The sequence below is a fragment of the Streptomyces sp. NPDC006208 genome, from assembly GCF_040613775.1.
In the GTDB taxonomy this organism is placed as follows: domain Bacteria; phylum Actinomycetota; class Actinomycetes; order Streptomycetales; family Streptomycetaceae; genus Streptomyces.
On sequence record NZ_JBEXSW010000045.1, the window covers coordinates 54791 to 72895 of the forward strand.

Consider the following 18105-nt stretch of genomic DNA (forward strand, 5'->3'; position numbering starts at 1 on the left):
TGTCGTGGGCACGGCCGGCGAGGAGTGATCGCCGATTTCCACAGGGGCCTCGATATTCGCTGGGCCGCACGGCACCGCCCGCCTACCATCGGTGCCATGACCTGGCGACATTGATCCACCAGCCGTACCTCCCGAGGGCCGCCTCGGACGCCGTTCGTCCGACGTCCGAATCGCCCCTGCGGGAAGGCCTCATGACTCTCTCACCTGTGTGTGCGCCCGGCGCCGGCAACACCGGAAGCACCGGTGTCCGGCGGCTGACGGCCACGCTCTACGGCTACGCGTTCCTTGACGACTTCGTGCTGCTCTACCCGGTGTACGCGCTGCTGTTCAGCGACACCGGTCTGTCGATCTGGCAGATCTCCTCGCTGTTCACCCTGTGGTCGATCACCGGGATCCTGCTGGAAGTCCCCTCTGGCGCCTGGGCCGATGTTGTCTCCCGGCGGCTGCTGCTGTGGCTGGGCCCGCTGCTCACCACCGCCGGCTTCGCCCTGTGGGTGATTGTGCCGTCGTACTGGGCCTTCGCGCTCGGCTTCGTGCTCTGGGGGGTGCGCGGCGCTCTCGGCTCCGGTGCGCTGGAAGCACTGGTGTACGACGAGCTCGACCGGTTGGGCGCGGCCGACCGGTACGCGCGTGTCATCGGCCGGGCCCAGACGGTCGGGATGGTCGCTGTGATGGCGGCGATGGGACTGGCCGGTCCGGTGCTCGACTTCGGCGGCTACCCGGCCGTGGGCGCGGCGAGCGTGCTGGTCTGTGTGCTGACCTCGGTGGTGGCGACCCGGTTCCCTGAGCATCGGGAGACGGTGTCTCACGGTGATGACCGGGCCTCTACCCTCACCACCCTGCGGGCCGGGCTCGTCGAGGCCCGCAGGGACCGGTCCGTACGCGGGGCGCTGCTGCTCGTTCCGGCCGTCGGTGCAGTCTGGGGTGCGCTCGACGAGTACACGCCGCTGCTGGTCCGGGACACCGGCGTGGCCCAGCAGACGATTCCGTATCTGCTCCTGGTGATCTGGGTGGGCCCCGCGATCGGCAGCCTGCTGACCGGGGCGGGGGAGCGGCTGAGCACGAAGGGGCTCGGAGTGGTGCTTGCGGGCTCGGCGTTCGCCCTGGCCGCGGGTTCACTGATGGGCACTCCGGCCGGAATCGGTCTTGTCGCGGTCGCCTTCGGTGGCTTCCAGTTGGTCAACGTCCTTGCTGACGCGCGGCTCCAGGACCGGATCGAGGGGACTCACCGGGCGACTTTGACCTCCGTCGCGAGCATGGGTACCGAGCTGGCCACGGTTGGGGTGTTCGCCGCGTACGCCTCGGTCGGTGCGTCGTACGCGCACGGGATCGCGTTCGCTGTGTTCGCGGTGCCGTATCTGGTGACGGCGCTCGTGTTGGTGCGGAGGGCCGCCTAGGCCCGTACTTTCGGGTCACTGATTCAGGTCGGTGGCCAGCGGGTTTGTGTGACTTCGACGCCGAGGAGTCCGAGGAGGCGGAGTTGGACGCCACGGGTGATCTGCACGGTCGGTGGGCCGGTCACGTTCCCGATCCTCAGGTTGAGCTCCGGCCTTCACCCGGGCGACGTCGAGGGTGCTCGACCGCCTGCGCCAGGGCCTGCTCGACCTCGCTCCCACTCTCGCCCACCTCTCGGTGGCCACCATGGCCGACGAGATCGCGCGTGAGCTGGGCGCGCCACAGCGAGCGGCACGGACTGCCGGGGTACGTTCGCTTCTACCGTCCGGCAGGACCTGAGGATCGACGTCCCCCGCCTCGTCGCCGTGCATGAGCCTCAGTGTCGGCGAGCTGACTGGCAGCATCCGGGCCGAGGAGGAGCCGCAGGTCGGACCGTATGAACGGCAGTGCCTCCTCGCCCGCCAGCGAGAGCCCGGCGTAAGCCGTGAGGCGCGCGTCGCGGAGCCACGTTGCATGGCCGGCCGACGGAGCGCAAGGACTCCAGCTCGCGGCTGTCCTGCGCGCGACGCCGCTCAAGATGGGCGTTGCCTACCGAAGTCCGGACCACTCCGCCCAATGTGGCTCCGACAGTGATCAGCTGCGTAACCGTACCCGAATCCATCGTCCCTCCCTGCCGACCTGTAAACAGCAAGCATTCCGTGGATCCCCGGCTTCCCGGCATGAGGTATCAACTCATGAGGCCGCCGTGCGGCGGGCGTCCGATATACAGTTCGAAGATCGCATGACTCGACAAGTGGGGGCTGTCATGGGGCTGTTCGGGAACGCGCACACCGTCGACCCGGTTTCGGCGCAGCAGGAGTACGCACGGCTGCTGGGCCAGGGCGAGCAGGTCCACGCCGCGTACCAGTTGATACGCGACGTCGTCATGTTCACCGACCGCCGGCTGATCCTCATCGACAAGCAGGGGATCACCGGCAAGAAGGTGGAGTACCACTCCGTCCCGTACCGGAGCATCACGCATTTCGCGGTGGAGACCGCCGGCACCTTCGACCTCGACGCCGAGCTCAAGCTCTGGATCTCCGGCAGCGCCACGCCGATCCAGAAGACCTTCACCAAAGGCGTCGACATCTACGAGGTGCAGGCGATCCTGACGCAGTTCGTGGCCAGATAGCCGCCGGTACGCGAGCAGTCGCCGTCACCGGGGCCGCGGGGAACATCGGGTGCGTCGCACGCAACGCACTCCGGACGGATACGGAACGGCTCGTGCTGATCGATCGCGTGGTGCTGACGGCCGGAGGCGGGCGAGGACGTGCACACCGTCGACCTGTGGGACGGGACGGGTACGGGCCTGTTACTCGTCCTCCTCGACGATTCCCGCGCAGCCAGTAGCACCCCCCGGGGCGCCGGTCACGAGGAAATCCGAGGCGGTGACGGTCAGCTGCGCTGCCGAGGTTGAGGCGTGCAGCTCGCCGGTCAGGGCGGCGCACCGCAAGGTAGAGGTCCATCGAGATGGAGCCGAAGACCGTCAGCAGGGCGAGGACGACTGCCAGGGCGCGGCCCACCGTCCGCTCGTGTGAGGCGGTCGGTGTCGCGGGTGATCACGCGGGCTCCTGTCGGGTGAGGCGGTAGCGACGCGGGTGCGGTGGTCGCCCTGCTCGCCCCGTGCCGTACGGGGAGAGACGACCAGGGACAGGGGGCAAGGGGCGTAGGAGTGCGTTGATGGCGCGCCGCTTGTCCACGCCCTGTTGTGCCTCGGCGGCCTTGTCGAGGGGGAGGTCGAGGTCGACGACCTTGCCGGGGTTGATCCGGCGGTTCCAGATCAGGTCGATCAGCTGCGGCGGGGCCGCCGCGCAGGTGGACGTGGGAGAAGAACAGCTCCTGGCCGTCGTGGGCGACGTCGCGGGCGAGCTTCTGCCGCGGCTCGTGGCGGCTCATCGCGATGATCCGCTCGGCGCCGAGCTGCTTGGCGGCAAGCACCGCGAGCAGGCCGACCGCGCCGTCACCGACGACGGCGACCGTCTTGCCGGGCCCGGCCCGCGCGGCGACCGCGCCGAACCAGCCGGTGCCCTGCACGTCGGAGGCGGCGAGGAAGCTGGGGATCAGATCATCGGCGGGCACACCGGGCGTGGCGACGAGTGTGCAGTCGGTCGGCGGGACCCGCAGCAGCGCCGCCCACGAGCTCCCGGTGGACACACGAGAACTGATAGCCGGTCCCCAGATCTCGCACGCGTTGTCCGAGGCGAAGAAACTCGATCACGAAATGCCCGGGCTTGATCGTCTTCACCTCGTCGCCGACCTCCTCGACGATGCCCAGGGATCCGAGGGACCTCGCGCTCTCCACTCGGATGTCGCCGGGAGCGTCCAGCACAGCTCCACCACGCCCGATGGTTCTACTCGTTTGCGGGCCGGCCACCACGGGGGTGCCCGGACCGCGTCATGGGGTCAGTCAAGGGCGGTGACCGGTCCGTCCCCGACGTGCACGCAGCGTGTCGACGACGATGTCACCCGCGGGCGCGCCGGGCCCGTGCACGGACCCGGTGGCTCCAGTCCCTCCGGGCCGGAACCCGGCCGGGACTGCCACCGCAATCAAGGAAACCGCCGTCTCCGGCCGGTAGGGACTTCTTCTCGAAGGGTGTACCGGCGGTACATCCCAAGGCACGCGCACGCGGCATACGGTCGTGATGTGGACCATCGCCAGGAAGTCCGCGAGTTCCGTGTCTCGCGGCGAGCCAGGATCACACCCGAACAAGCCGGACTGCCACGCTCTACTTTCGCATGATCGCGGGCTCGTGGCGCCGGAGCAGCAGCGCGATGGCGTACCAGAGCACGGCGGAGTACACGACCAACATGCCCATGCTCAGCAGCCACACCCCGGCGGCGTGCTCGAACAGCGGGTCGGCGAACTCCTTCTTCGGCACGATCCGGCCGACATCGACGGTCCCCGCCGTGGCCGCGAAGCCCCACCGGCCCGGTACCAGCCACGCCAGCTGCTCCAGGACCACCACGTCGTACACCTTGACCAGGGCGCCACAGAAGACGAGCTGGATCATGGTGATGAGCACCAGCATCGGCATGGTGACTTCTTCCCTGCGCACCTGTGCGGAGACGAGCAGGCCGAGCAGCATCGCGCACGACGACAACAGCGCGATGGCCAGAGTGATTTCGATGAGTGGCGCCAGCAGGACGCCCTTGCCACCTGGCGCGCTGAGATCGACGCCGAGGAGTCCGACGAGGGTCATGACGACGGCCTGGACGACCGTGACCAGGCCCAGCACCACCACTTTGGACATCAGATAGGCGAACCGGGAGAGACCGACGGCGCGTTCCCGCCGGTAGATGACGCGTTCCTTGACGAGTTCGCGCACCGCGTTCGCCGTTCCGGTCAGGACCGCGCCCACGCACAGGACGAGCAGGGCCTTGTTCACGGTGTCCAGGGTGAGTTTGCTGCCCGCCATGACCCGGGCCATGGCACCTATCCCGAACGGCAGCCCGACCATGATGACGATGAAGGTCCGGTCGGTGCTCAGCACGGCCGCGTAACGCCGTACGAGGGTCCGCAGTTGGGCGAACCAGCTCTGCGACTTGGGCGGCGGCGTGAAACTTTGTGGTAGCCGCTCGCGGACGAGCCGGGGCTGCGCGCTTGTGGCGACGTACTGGCGGTGCAAAGGCGAGGCGCGGTATTCGGCCCCCCAGTCACGGCCGTGGTCGTTCTCGAACGCCTCGAAGGCCTCGGGCCACTTCTCGAAGCCGAAGAAGGCAAGGGCATCCTCGGGCACGCCGTAGTAGGCGATCCGGCCGCCGGGCGCCATCACGAGCAACCGGTCGCAGACTTCGAGGTTGAGCACGCTGTGGGTGACGACGATGAGGGTGCGGCCGTCGTCGGCGAGCCCGCGCAGCATGTGCATCACCGAGCGGTCCATGCCGGGATCGAGGCCTGACGTGGGCTCGTCGAGGAAGAGCAGCGACGGTTTGGTGAGCAGCTCCAGGGCGACGCTGACACGCTTGCGCTGGCCCCCGGAGAGACTGTGGATGGGCTGGTCCGCACGCTGCTCCAGGCCCAGCTCACGGATGACCTCCTCGACCCGCGCCTCGCGCTCCTCGGGCGCGCTGTCCCCGGGAAAGCGCAGTTCGGCCGCGTATCCAAGGGCCCCGCGCACGGTGAGCTGAAGGTGCAGGATGTCGTCCTGGGGTACGAGTCCGATGCGCTGCCGCAGTTCGGCGAAGTCGCGGTAGAGGTCGCGGCCGTCGTAGAGGACGGTGCCGTGGTCGGCGGGGCGCAGTCCGGTGAGGGCATTGAGCAGAGTGGACTTTCCGGCGCCGCTCGGTCCCACGACGGCGAGCAAACACTTCTCGCCGACCGGGAAGGACACATGGTCCAGGAGGATCTTGCGACCACCATCGACGGAGACGGTGAGATCCTGGACGTCGAGAGAGACCTCCCCGGAGTCGACGAACTCCTGCAACTCGTCGCCGACGAGACAGAACGCGGAGTGGCCGATGCCGACGATGTCCCCGGGGGAGATCTGGGCCCGGTCGATGCGCTGGCCGTTGAGGTAGGTGCCGTTGTGGCTGCCCACGTCGACGATCTCGTACGTACCGTCCGCGTGGTGGCGCAGCTCGGCGTGCCTGCGGGAGGCGATGAGGTCATCGAGGACGAGGTCGTTGTCCTCGGCGCGGCCGATGTGGACGGTGCGGGTGGGCAAGGGGCGCACGGTGGTGGGCCGACGGAAGGTCCTGGTGGCCGAGGGCATGGAGACGGCGGAAGGTCGTCCGTGTCCCGCCTTGGTGGCGGGGCGCGCGGGAGCGGGCTCGGGCTCGGGCAGCCCGGTGAACATGGCCCGCGGCCCGTCCGCGGGATTACCGAACCGTACGACGCTGCCGGGTCCGACGCCGAACTCTTGGATGCGCTGGCCTTCGGTGAAGGTGCCGTTGGTGCTGTTCTCGTCCTCGATCGTCCACCGCCCGGCCTCGGAGCGAAGGACGGCGTGGTGCCAGGACACCCTTGCGTCGTCCAGCACGATCTCGCTCAGGGGGTCGCGTCCGACGTGGTACACGCGGCCCGGATTCATCAGCGTCGAGCCCCCGTCTGTTTCGAGGATGAGTTCGGGTGCGGTCGGCGCTACCGGAGGCTCTCCCATAGCCAGAATTTTAGCTTTTGCCCCTTTTGTTCGCCCGGCGTGGCGAAGGGGGCGAGTAGGGGAAACGGGGCGCTGGAACGCCGGCTGGTGGGCGCGCCGACGACCGGATCGGCGGCGCGCGGTCAGGTGACGGACCCGATGACTCCCACCGGAGTGCGTGACCCGTCGTGGTGGATCGGGAGGTGCGCCCAAGTCGGGGGAGACGACGCTCCGGCAACGCCGATGGCGAGACCGGCCGGCCCGGCCTTCGGCGCGAGGGCCGCGGTCGTCCGGACGGGCGATGCCCGGTAGCCCCTCCAGGGTGCGGGTGTCGCCGGCGGCGACCGGGGGTGGACGGGCCGGGAGGGCTCCTGTCGCGTTCCCCGTCGCGGCGGGAGCCCTGATTCCCCGACCTCTGGTGCGAAGCCGCCTTGGGTGTGCGATGAAACGTACAGAACGGCTGTTACCAAGATCGGTACCGCCGTCCGGATGATGTGCCGGGTGGAGCGGCCGGTCATGCGCAGGAGCGCGAAAGCGGTTGCTTTTGATCATTCAATGGGTGGGTGTAGCGGTCGGTGAATGTCAGGGCCACGCCAGTCGTAGCTGCGTGTCTCATGCAGGTGCTGGTTACGGAATGTCCGCCTGCGGTAACCGGCTCCGGTCGGCCTGCCGCAGGCTCCACCGAAGCTCCACAGTTTGGGTCCGCGGCCTGCACCGGGCCGGGACCCCGCATCGCCACCTCCGGCCTGTATCGGCTGGTGAGGCTCTGTTCTTGAGGGGACATCAGCTATGTCTGCTTCTTCGACCGCCGGCCCCGATCCGTACCAGATCGACCACAGCCACGCCCGGCTCGGCAATCTGCAATCGGTCACCACTACCGACTCGACCGGGACCGTCACCAACCGCGACTACCTCTACCCGGCTACGACGACAACGGCACCTGGACAACCGCCAACGCCGAAGGCCCGCGAAAGGCCTGCTGCCGATCGCACCCCTGCCCAGCGGCCGATGTGCCTGGCCCGCGCTGTGGGGGGCCGGCGGCGGATGCGTCGACCGGCGCTGCCGACCCGCTGTCAGCGCCAACCGAAGCGGCGGTTCACCACCGCCTCGAACTCTTCCAGGGTCAGTACGGCGTCCCCGTTCTGGTCGGCAGCGTCGAACAGCGCTGACGAGGCATCGGCGTCTCCCAGCGCCCAGAACGGCAGATCCCCCGACGCGGCCAGGTGCGGGCCCTTCTTCCGCAGGGCGGTGATGACCTCCTCGCGGGTCAGGGTCCCGTTGTTGTCCAGATCGAGCGCCTCGAACAGCTTGCGGGCCTTGTCACTCATCCCGTCGTCCCCGTCTCTTTCGTCGATGCGCGGGCCGGCCGCCCCCACATGGGGTGCAACGCGTCCCGTCCCGCCCCGGTTCCGCGTATCGCCCGCAAGCGCATAGAGCTCTGCCGGCGCCTGGGCCGTCACCGTCGGACCGTGGAGCGCACGGTGGCGTGGCCGGCCGGGTGCCGCCGCCTGCACCGCCGCTACGAGCGAAGGCCGCACACTTCCTGGTGCCGCGTCAGGCAACCTTTGCTCTCTTGGGCGGGGTTGCGCGTCCTGCTTTGAACGTGACGTCCGATTTCCGCCAGCGCGATCAATGCCGAGTCGAGAGTCTGGGTGCATGACTACGACATCGACGGTCACCTTCCGCGTCCGTGCGCTGCCCGCTGAGGTGCTGGACAGGGTGCGGGCCAGTGGAGTCGACGCCTTCGGGAATCGTGTGGAGCGCATCACCGCCGAGGGCGGCGATCCCCTCCGCTGCTGTCTGCGTAACGCCGAGTCCGGAGAAGACCTGCTGCTCTTCGGTTACCAGCCGCCGCTCCCGGCCGGCCCCTACCGTGAGGTCGGCGCCGTGCTCGCACACGCTGCCCCCTGCGCGGGACTCGCCGACGTCAACAGCTATCCGCCGGACTGGCGCGGACGTCCGCAGGTGCTGCGGGCATACGATGCTCGCGGCTGGATCCACGACGCGACCAGAGTGCACGACGGCCAGGATCCAGAGGGAGCCATCGCTGAGCTGCTCGCGGAGCCTGACGTGGTGCAGGTCCACAGCCGCAACATCGTCTGGGGCTGCTACATGTTCACGATCACCCGCGCCGGATAGGGCGGTGTCGCACCGGCCGTCGTCCGCAACAGTCGCGCCGATGGGTCGGGTCCCTCTGAGGCCGAAGTGATCATCCGCACTCTGCACATGGCTGAGCGCGTGCGGGTGCGTGAGATCGACGACGATGAGGGCAGACGGCTGCTGCGGGGAGCGGTGGGCGGACGCTCCGCGCACACAGCGCCGGTTCCCAACGGGAAAGCCGCCGGTCGCCTGGAACACGAGCGGATCCGGCGGCGTCGGTCGCCGTCTTCGGGTGAGGCGCGAGTCCACGTGAGGTCAGTGCATCGGGGCGCTCGAGGGCAACCAGCAGCGGCCGGGCCATCGATGCCGTCATGCGCTGCGACGGGTCCTTGTCGAGCAGGCCCGGCCACCAGGATGGATACCCGACCAAAGCGGGACCCAGCACTGCTGTTGATTCCCGGTGACTTCCCAGACCTCCTTGAGGCTTCCGCTACTCGTCGATCGCCGCCCCGAACTGCGCATTGGCCACCGGTGCCCCGAGGCGTGCCCCGTCGTAGGTCCACGTGCCCTTGGCGACCAGCCCCGACGACGACGCGGGGATGACCCATACGAAGCCGTCGTTGGTGTTCTCGCCCGGTGCCGCCGCCAGCAGGCCGAAGAGGCCGTCCTTGTTGGCGTCGATCAGCCGGACCTGACCGCCCCAGCGGTCCGAAGTCTCCGCCACGCCGGGGATGTCGGCGAACTGCTGGTCGAAGCTCTTCGCCCCGACGTTGGTGAAGCCGGTCGGATCGCCGCGCAGCACCCACACCGCGCCCGCGTTGGACACGCTGCCGATGTCCTCGCCGGGTGCGCCGATGGCGAGGTCCGGGTGGCCGTCGCCGTCGGTGTCGCCGGCCGACAGCTCGGCGCCCCACTGGTCGCCCGCCTCCGCGACACCCGGGATGCCGTCGGAGTCCTGGGTCCAGTACTGCACCGGCTCCGGCTCGAGGCCGGACAGGTCGCCGCGGCCCACGTAGAGGGTGATCCCGCCGCCCGGCGGCGAGCCCACGCCCGTTTCGCCGATGACGAGGTCGTCCTGCCCAGTGCCGTCCCAGTCGCCGGAGACGATGGCCGGGCCGCCCTGGAACGTGCCGCCGTCGCCGAGGCCGTCGACGTCCGGCGCGCCGTGCAGCACCTGCACCGAGCCGACGCCCGGCTGGTCGCCGGTGGTGACCCCGGAGATGGCCAGGTCGGCCCAGGAGTCCTCGTTGTAGTTGCCGTGGCTGAGGTTGCGGAACTCGAAGCCGGTGTCCAGCGGCGAGAAGTCCCGCGCCCGCATGCTGCGGTCCGACATCTTCAGCTGCTGCTGCGCCGTCCCGCCGGGCGGGGTGGTGAAGAACAGCAGGGCTTCGTCCTCCAGGACGGCGATCGAGTCACGCGGGTTGGCGTTCGGGTCCGCCGGGTCCGGGGCGAAGTACCGGGCCGCTTCGATCGCCCGCCCGAAGTTCGCGCCGGCCCGCAGCTCGTCGGGGTTCTCCAGCCAGGTGCTGTCGGCCCCATGCAGCCCGGTCGGCGAGCCCCAGAAGACGATGGCGCCGCCCGCGTCGGACAACCCTGCCAGGTCCTCGCCGGGGATGCCGACGATCGCGTCGTCGTAGCCGTCGTTGTCCAGGTCGCCGGAGGCCACGGCCCGCCCGAAGCCGTCGCCGGCCTCGGCACCGCCCGGGACGCCCGAGGTGTTCTGGTGGATGACGCTCTTCTTGGTGGTGCTGAGACCGCTTGACGAGCTGTATTGCACGGTGACGTAGCCGGCGCCCGTGGCACCGCTCACCGTGGCGCCCGGGGCGCCGGTCAGTACGTCGTCGAAACCGTTGCCGTCGTAGTCGCAATTGCGCTGCTGCCAGCCGATGGACGGAAACGGCACTGCGGCTTTGGCGGCAGGCGCCGCAAAAGCGGCGCCGCCACCGAGGGTGAGGAGTGCCACGGCCGTGAGGGCCGCGCTTCTGATGTGACGCACAGGAGAACCTCCTTGGTCTCCGAGGCTGCCTACGGCGTCCCGCTCAGCCGCGGTGGATTGTGCGTGAGGGCGGTCGGCGGAGGTGCATGCTCAGTTCCCCGGCGAAACGCCGGAGCACAGACCGGGTGCAGATGCCCGGGAGCGCCAGGCAACGCCGCCGCGCCCGCCACGGAACGGCGTGGAATCATGTGCGGCCTCCCCCGTTGGGTAGCGGTGAGGGCAATGTCCGTATTGCACTCACCGAGAAGACATCCGAAGTTCGTCAAAGGTTGTACGCCTCGCCGGAGGGTCGTCCGGCGTAGGGCGGTCTCAGTCCGTCACGGAGGCGAAAGGGGTGCCTTCGCTGCCGCCCGACGTGAACTGCGCCCGTCGTCGTCACCCGAAGGACGAGCCGGGGGCGATCAGGATGTCCCGCGAGTTCAGGACGTCGGGCGGGCGGTCGGCATCGATCGACGTCCGAACCTTCCTCAACCGTCTGCCCATACTGGCCCAGCACCCTCTCACTGCCCTTGGTGGGTAGGATCCGGGAGTCTCAGCGGCAGAGAGTGCGCGGCGAGCGCATTTGCGTGACCGTTCGAGGGGGACCACACGACACACCAAGGGATCATCGCGACAGGGCGCATGGATGGACCGGCCGCAGTGCAGGCCGAGGACGCGTTCAGGCTGATCTACGCCGAAGCGTTCGCGGAGCCTCCGTACAACGAGACCGAGGACGACGTCGCCGCTGCCTTCCGCCGCTTCCCCGTACAGGCTCGCAACCGCACCTTTCGCGCTGTCTTGGCCCGTACTTCGGAGGGCGAGCCGATCGGCATGGCGTACGGCTACCCGCTCCAGCCCGACACGGTGTGGTGGGACGAACTGACCGAGCCCGTGCCCGACGACGTGCGGCGCGAGGACGGGCACCGCACCTTCGGGCTCATGGAACTCGCCGTGCGCGGACCGTGGCGCGGACAGGGCGTTGCGCGGCGTCTGCACAAGACGCTGCTCGACGGCATCGGAGCCGAGCGGGTGCTGTTGAACGTCCACCCGGCGAGCAAGGCGGCGTCGGCCGCTTACCGGGCGTGGGGATACCGCAAGATCGGCGAGGCGCGGCCATGGGGCGAGGGCGCGGACCGTCATGACGTGATGCTGCTCGATCTGCGTTGAAAGCAGTCTGTGAACTCGTAGCCTCCTGCTCACCGCAGCTCAAGGCAGCCACCGACGAGCGGCGCAAGGGCAGGGGGCGGGAGCCTTGTCAGCGGACGACGTCGAAGACGTTCTTCTGCAGACCGTTGGCGTAGACCTCGTGCTCGACCAGCTTCAGCTTCTGCGTGTCCTTGTCCGTGGCGCTGAAGAGCCGCTTGCCCGCGCCGAGCAGGAGCGGGAAGACGAGCAGGTGGTAGCGGTCGATCAGGCCGGCGTCCGAAAGGGCCTGGTTCAGGGAGGCACTGCCGTGGACGATGATCGGGCCGCCCTCGGTCTCCTTCAGCGCGGCGACGTCGTCGAGTGAGCGCAGGATCGTCGTCTCGCCCCAGTTCGACACCAGATCGTCCTCGGTAAGGGTGGTGGAGACGACGTACTTCGGCATCACCTTGTAGTCGGCGAAGTCCTCCATGTCGGGCCACACCGGGCTGAATGCCTCGTAGCTGGTCCGGCCCATCAGCATCGCGGTGGCTTCCTTCTGCTCCCGGCCCTTGATGTCGAATGCCTCGGGGAGGAACTCGACGTCCTTGAAAGTCCACCCCGAGTTCCGGTAACCGGGCTCGCCGCCCGGGGACTCCACGACGCCGTCGAGCGAAATGAAGGCGGTGCTGATCAGGGTACGCATCTCAGGTCCTCGGTGTCTCGTGTCTGGTTCTCAGTGGGTTCGGTCGGTGCACGCTTCGACCACACTCGTGGCCGCAGTGCACCAATCATGAACCCTGACTGCGGATCACGGAGAAACTCATCGGCCGTCGCCCGCCCCTTTCGGCGGCCTCGGCCATCCGGATCACCTCGGTGGGTCGCACACATGCCCGAACGTGAGAACTACCGGCAGCGCAACAGCGACGAGCGGTGCATGACACGTCGCAAACAGTGGCGCGGCACCTTGATGTGGTCGGACTCGGTGATCCGAACGAAACGGCCTGGTGGGCCGCCTTGAACCCGGCGTGTCCACAACTCCGGGGCTTCCATGACGTGTCCCTCTCAGTGCGCCGGGCCGTGGTACGGAGTGGTGACATCGTCGTAGGCCAGGTGCATGATCATGCCGCTCTCGGAGTGTTCGAAGTTGTGGCAGTGGTCCATCCACACACCGGGGTTGTCGGCGCTGAAGTCGATCTCATAGCTCTCACCGGGGGCGACACTGAGGGTGTCGGTCCACCAGGTGCTGCCGGTGACCGCCTCGCCGTTGCGCGAGATCACCCGGACCCGGTGGCCGTGCAGGTGCATGGGGTGGTCGATGATCCCCCGGGCGGTGATGCGTATCCGCACCCGATCGCCGTCGCGGACCATCAGGGTCGGAACCGCAGGGGAGAGGCGGCCGTTGATCGTGTCCGTGAAGGTGAAAGACCCTCCGCCGAAACCGAAGCCGTTGTCCAGCACCAGGTCGAAGTCGCGGTCGTACGGGCCGCCTTCGGGCTTCGGGCCGGTCCGCTCACCGTACGACAGACGGTCGAAGAGATCGCCCGGCGTAAGGACGGCGGGTGCGGCGCGTCCGTCGGGGCTGAAGGCGAGGCCCGCCGTGTTGGGCATCTCGGAGGTGTCCAGCCGTAGCGTCACCACGCCGTCCGGCATGGTGAACGCCACGTCGTAGCGGCCGCCGGCAGCGAGGAACAGGTCCGTGCCGGGCTTCAGTTCACCCGGCTCGCCGATCGGGTTGCCGTCGTGGGCGGTGACCCGGAAGGGGGTGCCCCCGAGCAGGATCCGGTGCGGCTCCTTGGAGCTGTTGATCAGCCGCAGCACCACCGGCCGGCCGGCCGGGACGGCGTGGCGTTCGGCGCTGTCGGCTGTGCCGAAGGCGCCGATCTGGTCCTCTTCGCCCGGCCACAGGTGGGTGAACACGTTCTGCTGCACGCCTTGGTGGCCGTCCTCCACGATCAGTGCACCGAACAGGCCGCGCTCCACGGAGTGTTCGGCGTCCCGGTGCGTGTGGTACCAGTACGTGCCGGTGCGGTCGGGTACGAAGCGGTAGACATGCCTCTCGCCGGGGCGGACCGGGTTCTGGGTGACGCCCGGCACCCCGTCCTCCGCGTTGGGCACGTCCACGCCGTGCCAGTGCAGGGTGACGCCCTCGATCACATCCTTGTTGACCAGGGTGACCTCAACCAACTGACCTTTTCCGACACGCAGTTCGGGGCCGGGGCTGATTCCGTTGAAGGTGAGGGCGTCGATCTTCTTGCCCGAGGACAGCCGTACGGTGCCGTGCGCGGCGGTCAGGGTGAAGCGGGCGTCGGGAGTGCCGTCGCGCGGGCCGGTCAGCTCGTCCACGGTGCGCATGGCCGGGGCCCCGGCGCCGTGCCCATGGCCCATGGCGTGCACGGAGTGCCCGGCGCGCTCCGGGCCGCCGCCCCAGTCCATCGTCGCGGACTCGCTGACCAGGAACAGGCTGCTCAGCGCGGCCGCGGTGACCACGGCGGCGATCCCGGAGAGCCACGGCAGCCGGGCCAGGCGGCCGCCGCGGGAGCGCCGGTCGCCGAGCAGGAGGGAGGCCCCGATCGTCGTGGCCAGGACGAGCGCCGACGCCCCGGCCGCGATCGGCAGGTCCTGCGGGCCGGGCGGGACGTACAGGAGGTAGAAGGACAGCCAGGCACCCATGGCCGTGGTGTGCGCGGCGACGGCACTGCGCCGCACCAGCGCCCACACCAACGGCAGCACCACGACTGGCAGGCCGAGCAGGAAACGGTGGGCGACCAGCTGCCAGCCGCTGGTCGCCAGCAGCAGTACCGCGACCGCCAGCCGGGCGGCGACGACTGCGGCGGTGACGTACAGGACGAGCGGACCTCGCCGTGTCTCGCCCTGCTGTGGTGCGGGCTGTGCCTGGCGGCGGCCGGCCCGGCGGCCCAGCATGCCGCCGGTGATCGCCAGCACGAAGGCCAGGACCAGATCGGTGAGGAAGAAAGGCTCGGCCACTACTCCGCCGCCTTCTTCAGGGCGTCGAGCCAGGCGCTGAGCGAATCGTCCAGCGCGGCGGCGAGGTTGTCCCGGTCGGCGTCAACCGGTGCGCCCGCCCAGGACTCCCGGGTGCGGACCACGACATCGTCGCCGTCCTCGGTCAAAGTCCACTCGTGCACGCCGGTGATGCCGTGCGCGGGACCGCCCCACAGGATGCGGTGCTTGCCGTCGACCGCGTAGATGGTGGAGTCGATGGACAGCCCCGCGGTCACCCAGTGGAAGGTGGTGCCGGGGGCAATGGGGCCGTCGAGCCGGGCCTCGGTGATGTCGGACTGCCAGTCGGGCCAGAAGCCGATCCCGGTGTGCAGCTGCCAGACCCGCTCGAGAGGAGCGGCGATCCGGATGGTGTGGTCGGCGACGACGGGGGCGTTCTCGTCGATGGTCGTGGGGAAGGTCATGGCGGTTCCTCGGTGTCGGGGGCCCGGGCCGCCGCGGGGGAGTCACGGCGGCCCGGACGGCTGGGGCGGGTTGGGCGGGCAGTTCGGAGTCGGGGATCCAGTGGCCGTGGATGCCGGACGGGTTCGGTGCCCGGGCGCCGCATCGGAGAGGCAGCGGACCGGGCGGCCGAGGCGGGTCAGGCAGGCATCTCGGAGTCGGGGATCCAGTGGCCGTGGATGCCGGCGGGCACCCTGCGGGGGAGTTCGACGGCGGCCACGGTGCTCAGGTCGCTCGCGTCCAGGACGAGTAGTTCCGATGCGTCGGCCTTGAGGTCGCTGACGATGGTGAGCAGGTAGCCGTCGTCCTCGGCGGTCCCGCCCTCGGCGGGCGCGAAGACGGCCTCGCCGGGCATTCGGCCCTCGCCGTGCGCGAGCAGCTTCTCCTGGCCGGTCTGCGTGTCGAACTTGACGGTGTGGTAGCCCGACAGGCCCGCGCCGGGGAAGGCGATGGCGTAGCTGTAGCGGTACGCCGAACCGGTGTGGGCGTCGTTGATCGACGGGAACTCGGTGGCCAGGTCGTTGAGGGACTGAGTGGTGACCTTGCCCGTGGCCGGGTCCACGATCCACCGGTGGAAGGTCGAGCCGGCGTCGGGGCTGGTGCCGTAGCCGGGAGCGCCGACCCACCACTTCCACGAGTTCTCCCAGGCGGAACGGTCGAAGCGCGGTGCTTCGAGGACGATCCGGCCCTGCGCGTCGGTGTAGGCGTTGGCAACGTGCAACAGCGCTGCCTGGTCGGCCACCTCGAACCAGGTGGTCCTGCCCCCGGCGCGCGGCGTCACGCCGATGCGCAGGGGGACGTCGTCGTGCCAGCGGTAGGGGATGCCGGAGTGCTCGGCGTGGTCGAAGACGACGGGCGAGTTGATGAAGACCACGTGCTCGCGGGTGATGGCGAAGTCGTGCATGAGCGACGGGCCTGAGCCGTCGATGACCTCCGACGTGACGATGGCGCCGGAGGCGTCGGCCACGTAGTAGGTCAGATACGGCGGGAAGGGGCTGTAGCTGAAGAAGTGCAGCTCGCCGGTCTCCGGGTCCTCCTTGGGGTGGGCGGTCATCGAGCTGGTGAGCTTGCCGCCGAAGTCGTAGGCGCCGATCGTGTCGAGGTCGGCGCTGACCTCCCAGGGCAGGTTGGCCTCCTGCAGGGCCAGGTAGCGGCCCCCGTGGAAGATGATGTTGGTGGCGGCGGCGCTGACTTCGAGCTCGGTTCCGGTGAACGGCACGCCGTCCAGGAAGGGGGTGCGCACCCAGCGATTGCGGTACCACTCGGCCCGGCCGCCCGTGAGGCGGACGCCGTGGATCATGCCCTCGCCGCGGAACCAGTGGGTGGGGGTGACGCCCGGCTTGGGATTGTGACCGTTGCGGAAGTAGCGGCCGTTCAGCTCGGGCGGGAGGGTGCCGCGCACCTTCAGCTCGCGACCGGTGATCTCGTCGGTGACGGGGGTGAAGTGGCCGCTGATGTAGGGCTTGTCGAGAGTCATGTTCATGCCTTTCGGGTCGCGAGAGCCGAGATGAGGAGGGTCAGTGCGGCACAGGCCAGGAAGGCCGTGCCGGAGGAGGGAAGCAGGGTCAGGAAGGACAGGCCGATGGCTCCGCCGATCTGCCGGGTGGCGTTGACCAGCCCGCCGGCCAGGCCGTTGTCGGCGGCCGGGACGCCCGTGGAGGACGTCGCGGTGAGCCGGACGAAGGCCACCCCGAGACCGATGCCGATGAGGAGCGTCGGGCCGAGCAGGTCCACAAGGAAGGTGCCGTCGGCCGGGGTTCGGGACAGCCAGGCCAGTCCGGCCGCGAGAGCCAGCAGGCCCACGGGGAGCACACGGCGGCCGGAGACTTTGCCGGTGACCCACGAGGAGAGGGTGATCATGAGGGCGAGGGGAAGCTGGGTCAGCCCGGCCTCCAAGGGCGCGTAGCCGAGGGTGCGTTGCTGGTAGAGGGGCAGGAAGTAGAACAGGCCGAGCCAGACCGCGCCCAGCAGGGCCATCAGGATGTTGGGCACCGCCACCACGCTCATGCGCGCCGGCAGCAGGGGGTCGGCGGAGCGGCGCTGGAGGACCACGAACAGGCCGAGCAGCGCCAGACCGATCACGGCGAGCGGCCAACGGCCTGACAGGCCGTAGGTGAGCGCGACCAGCCCCGCCGTCACCGTCACCGCGCCCGGCGCGTCCAGGCTTCCGCCGCGTGGCCGGTCGGCCGCGACCAGCCGCCAGGTGGCCACCAGGACGGCCAGGGCGAGGGGCACCATCACGACGAACACCGCACGCCAGCCGTACAGGCTGGTGAGCAGCCCGCTCAGCAGCACGCCCGCCGCCCCGCCGGCACCGGAGACCGCGCCCCACACTCCGAGCGCGGTGCCGCGCCGCTCCCTGTCGGGATAGAGCGTCAGCACGAGGGCCAGCGCCGTGGGCGCCAGCAGCGCGGCGCCGATTCCCTGCACTGCCCTGCAGGCGATCAGCACGATCGCCGTGGGCGCCAGTGCCGCGCCCAGGGAGGAGAGGGCGAACAGGCCGATGCCGAGCAGAAACACGCGGCGAAGGCCGTATACGTCGCCTGCGCGCCCGCCCGGCAGCAGCAGGGCGCCGAAGACCAGTACGTAGGCGTTGACCGTCCACGCCTGGCCCGTGTCCGACAGATCGAGCCCGGTCCGGATCTGGGGCAGGGCGACGTTCACGATCGACGTGCTCAGCACGACCAGGAACTGGGCCGTGGCCAGAACAGCCAGCGGTATCCAGCCGGTGGTGGTCCGTTGTGGTGCGGTGCGGGTCATGGCTCGACACTCGCAGCGGACGTCCACCGCTCGCGTCGGTAGGCATCACCTATACGACTGCCTGACAGAGACCCTTAGAAGTCATCTCATTTGGTTGGCTCGGTAGGCTGTTGGTCGTGGTGGGGATCGTTGAGCGGCTGGTGCCGGATGAGTTGTGGGAGTTGTTCCAGC

The 18105-nt window shown here is 69.4% G+C and carries 12 protein-coding genes and 1 pseudogene; 5 read left to right on the plus strand and 8 right to left on the minus strand.

Annotated elements, in window-relative coordinates:
• The first annotated feature begins 191 nt into the window (after positions 1-191).
• Positions 192-1397, plus strand: coding sequence for an MFS transporter (locus tag ABZ208_RS30515; RefSeq protein WP_356912684.1), 1206 nt, complete (start codon positions 192-194; stop codon positions 1395-1397).
• Between the two features lie 803 nt (positions 1398-2200).
• Complete coding sequence (locus ABZ208_RS30520; RefSeq protein WP_328404937.1) at positions 2201-2566, plus strand: PH domain-containing protein; 366 nt, start codon at positions 2201-2203, stop codon at positions 2564-2566.
• Between the two features lie 1594 nt (positions 2567-4160).
• On the opposite strand, the gene ABZ208_RS30525 is transcribed toward ABZ208_RS30520, so the two are convergent.
• On the minus strand, positions 4161-6533 hold the full coding sequence (locus tag ABZ208_RS30525; RefSeq protein WP_356912685.1) for an FHA domain-containing protein: 2373 nt from the start codon (positions 6531-6533) through the stop codon (positions 4161-4163).
• Positions 6534-7585: 1052 nt separating this feature from the next.
• Positions 7586-7840 (minus strand): EF-hand domain-containing protein, encoded by a 255-nt coding sequence (locus tag ABZ208_RS30530; protein ID WP_356912686.1) that lies wholly within the window; start codon positions 7838-7840, stop codon positions 7586-7588.
• Positions 7841-7921: 81 nt separating this feature from the next.
• On the opposite strand from ABZ208_RS30530, the pseudogene ABZ208_RS30535 reads away from it, so the two are divergent.
• Positions 7922-8044 (plus strand): annotated as a pseudogene (locus ABZ208_RS30535) (IS5/IS1182 family transposase); the annotation flags it as partial.
• A gap of 124 nt (positions 8045-8168) precedes the next feature.
• Positions 8169-8651, plus strand: coding sequence for a DUF1203 domain-containing protein (locus tag ABZ208_RS30540; protein WP_356912687.1), 483 nt, complete (start codon positions 8169-8171; stop codon positions 8649-8651).
• A gap of 451 nt (positions 8652-9102) precedes the next feature.
• Here the strand turns inward: ABZ208_RS30540 and ABZ208_RS30545 are convergent, their stop codons facing one another.
• Positions 9103-10608: an FG-GAP repeat protein gene (locus ABZ208_RS30545; protein ID WP_356912688.1), complete on the minus strand. Its 1506-nt coding sequence runs from the start codon at positions 10606-10608 to the stop codon at positions 9103-9105.
• A gap of 621 nt (positions 10609-11229) precedes the next feature.
• Between ABZ208_RS30545 and ABZ208_RS30550 the strand changes: the two genes are divergently transcribed.
• Positions 11230-11754: a GNAT family N-acetyltransferase gene (locus ABZ208_RS30550; protein WP_356912689.1), complete on the plus strand. Its 525-nt coding sequence runs from the start codon at positions 11230-11232 to the stop codon at positions 11752-11754.
• Between the two features lie 88 nt (positions 11755-11842).
• On the opposite strand, the gene ABZ208_RS30555 is transcribed toward ABZ208_RS30550, so the two are convergent.
• The 5 genes from ABZ208_RS30555 to ABZ208_RS30575 form a co-directional block, all read right to left on the minus strand.
• Complete coding sequence (locus ABZ208_RS30555) at positions 11843-12415, minus strand: dihydrofolate reductase family protein (RefSeq protein ID WP_356912690.1); 573 nt, start codon at positions 12413-12415, stop codon at positions 11843-11845.
• Positions 12416-12774: 359 nt separating this feature from the next.
• Positions 12775-14697 carry a multicopper oxidase family protein gene (locus ABZ208_RS30560; RefSeq protein WP_356912691.1) on the minus strand — a complete coding sequence of 641 codons (1923 nt, stop codon included), beginning with the start codon at positions 14695-14697 and terminating at the stop codon, positions 12775-12777.
• The gene (locus ABZ208_RS30565; protein WP_356912692.1) at positions 14697-15137 is read right to left on the minus strand and encodes an SRPBCC family protein; all 441 of its coding nucleotides are present in this window, start codon (positions 15135-15137) and stop codon (positions 14697-14699) included. Before ABZ208_RS30565 ends, ABZ208_RS30560 begins: the two co-directional genes overlap by 1 nt.
• A gap of 176 nt (positions 15138-15313) precedes the next feature.
• Entirely contained in the window at positions 15314-16651 is a 1338-nt protein-coding gene (locus ABZ208_RS30570) for a carotenoid oxygenase family protein (protein ID WP_356912694.1), read from the minus strand.
• Positions 16652-16653: 2 nt separating this feature from the next.
• Positions 16654-17934, minus strand: a complete 1281-nt coding sequence (locus ABZ208_RS30575) for an MFS transporter (protein ID WP_356912695.1) — start codon at positions 17932-17934, stop codon at positions 16654-16656.
• Positions 17935-18105 lie beyond the last annotated feature (171 nt).

Excerpts from the sequence above, each read along its gene's own strand:
- ABZ208_RS30570 (WP_356912694.1), bottom strand. The coding sequence starts at position 16,651 with ATGACTCTCGACAAGCCCTACATCAGCGGCCACTTCACCCCCGTCACC.
- ABZ208_RS30555 (WP_356912690.1), bottom strand. The coding sequence starts at position 12,415 with ATGCGTACCCTGATCAGCACCGCCTTCATTTCGCTCGACGGCGTCGTG.
- ABZ208_RS30515 (WP_356912684.1), top strand. The coding sequence starts at position 192 with ATGACTCTCTCACCTGTGTGTGCGCCCGGCGCCGGCAACACCGGAAGC.
- ABZ208_RS30575 (WP_356912695.1), bottom strand. The coding sequence starts at position 17,934 with ATGACCCGCACCGCACCACAACGGACCACCACCGGCTGGATACCGCTG.
- ABZ208_RS30525 (WP_356912685.1), bottom strand. The coding sequence starts at position 6,533 with ATGGGAGAGCCTCCGGTAGCGCCGACCGCACCCGAACTCATCCTCGAA.
- ABZ208_RS30520 (WP_328404937.1), top strand. The coding sequence starts at position 2,201 with ATGGGGCTGTTCGGGAACGCGCACACCGTCGACCCGGTTTCGGCGCAG.
- ABZ208_RS30530 (WP_356912686.1), bottom strand. The coding sequence starts at position 7,840 with ATGAGTGACAAGGCCCGCAAGCTGTTCGAGGCGCTCGATCTGGACAAC.
- ABZ208_RS30550 (WP_356912689.1), top strand. The coding sequence starts at position 11,230 with ATGGATGGACCGGCCGCAGTGCAGGCCGAGGACGCGTTCAGGCTGATC.
- ABZ208_RS30540 (WP_356912687.1), top strand. The coding sequence starts at position 8,169 with ATGACTACGACATCGACGGTCACCTTCCGCGTCCGTGCGCTGCCCGCT.
- ABZ208_RS30565 (WP_356912692.1), bottom strand. The coding sequence starts at position 15,137 with ATGACCTTCCCCACGACCATCGACGAGAACGCCCCCGTCGTCGCCGAC.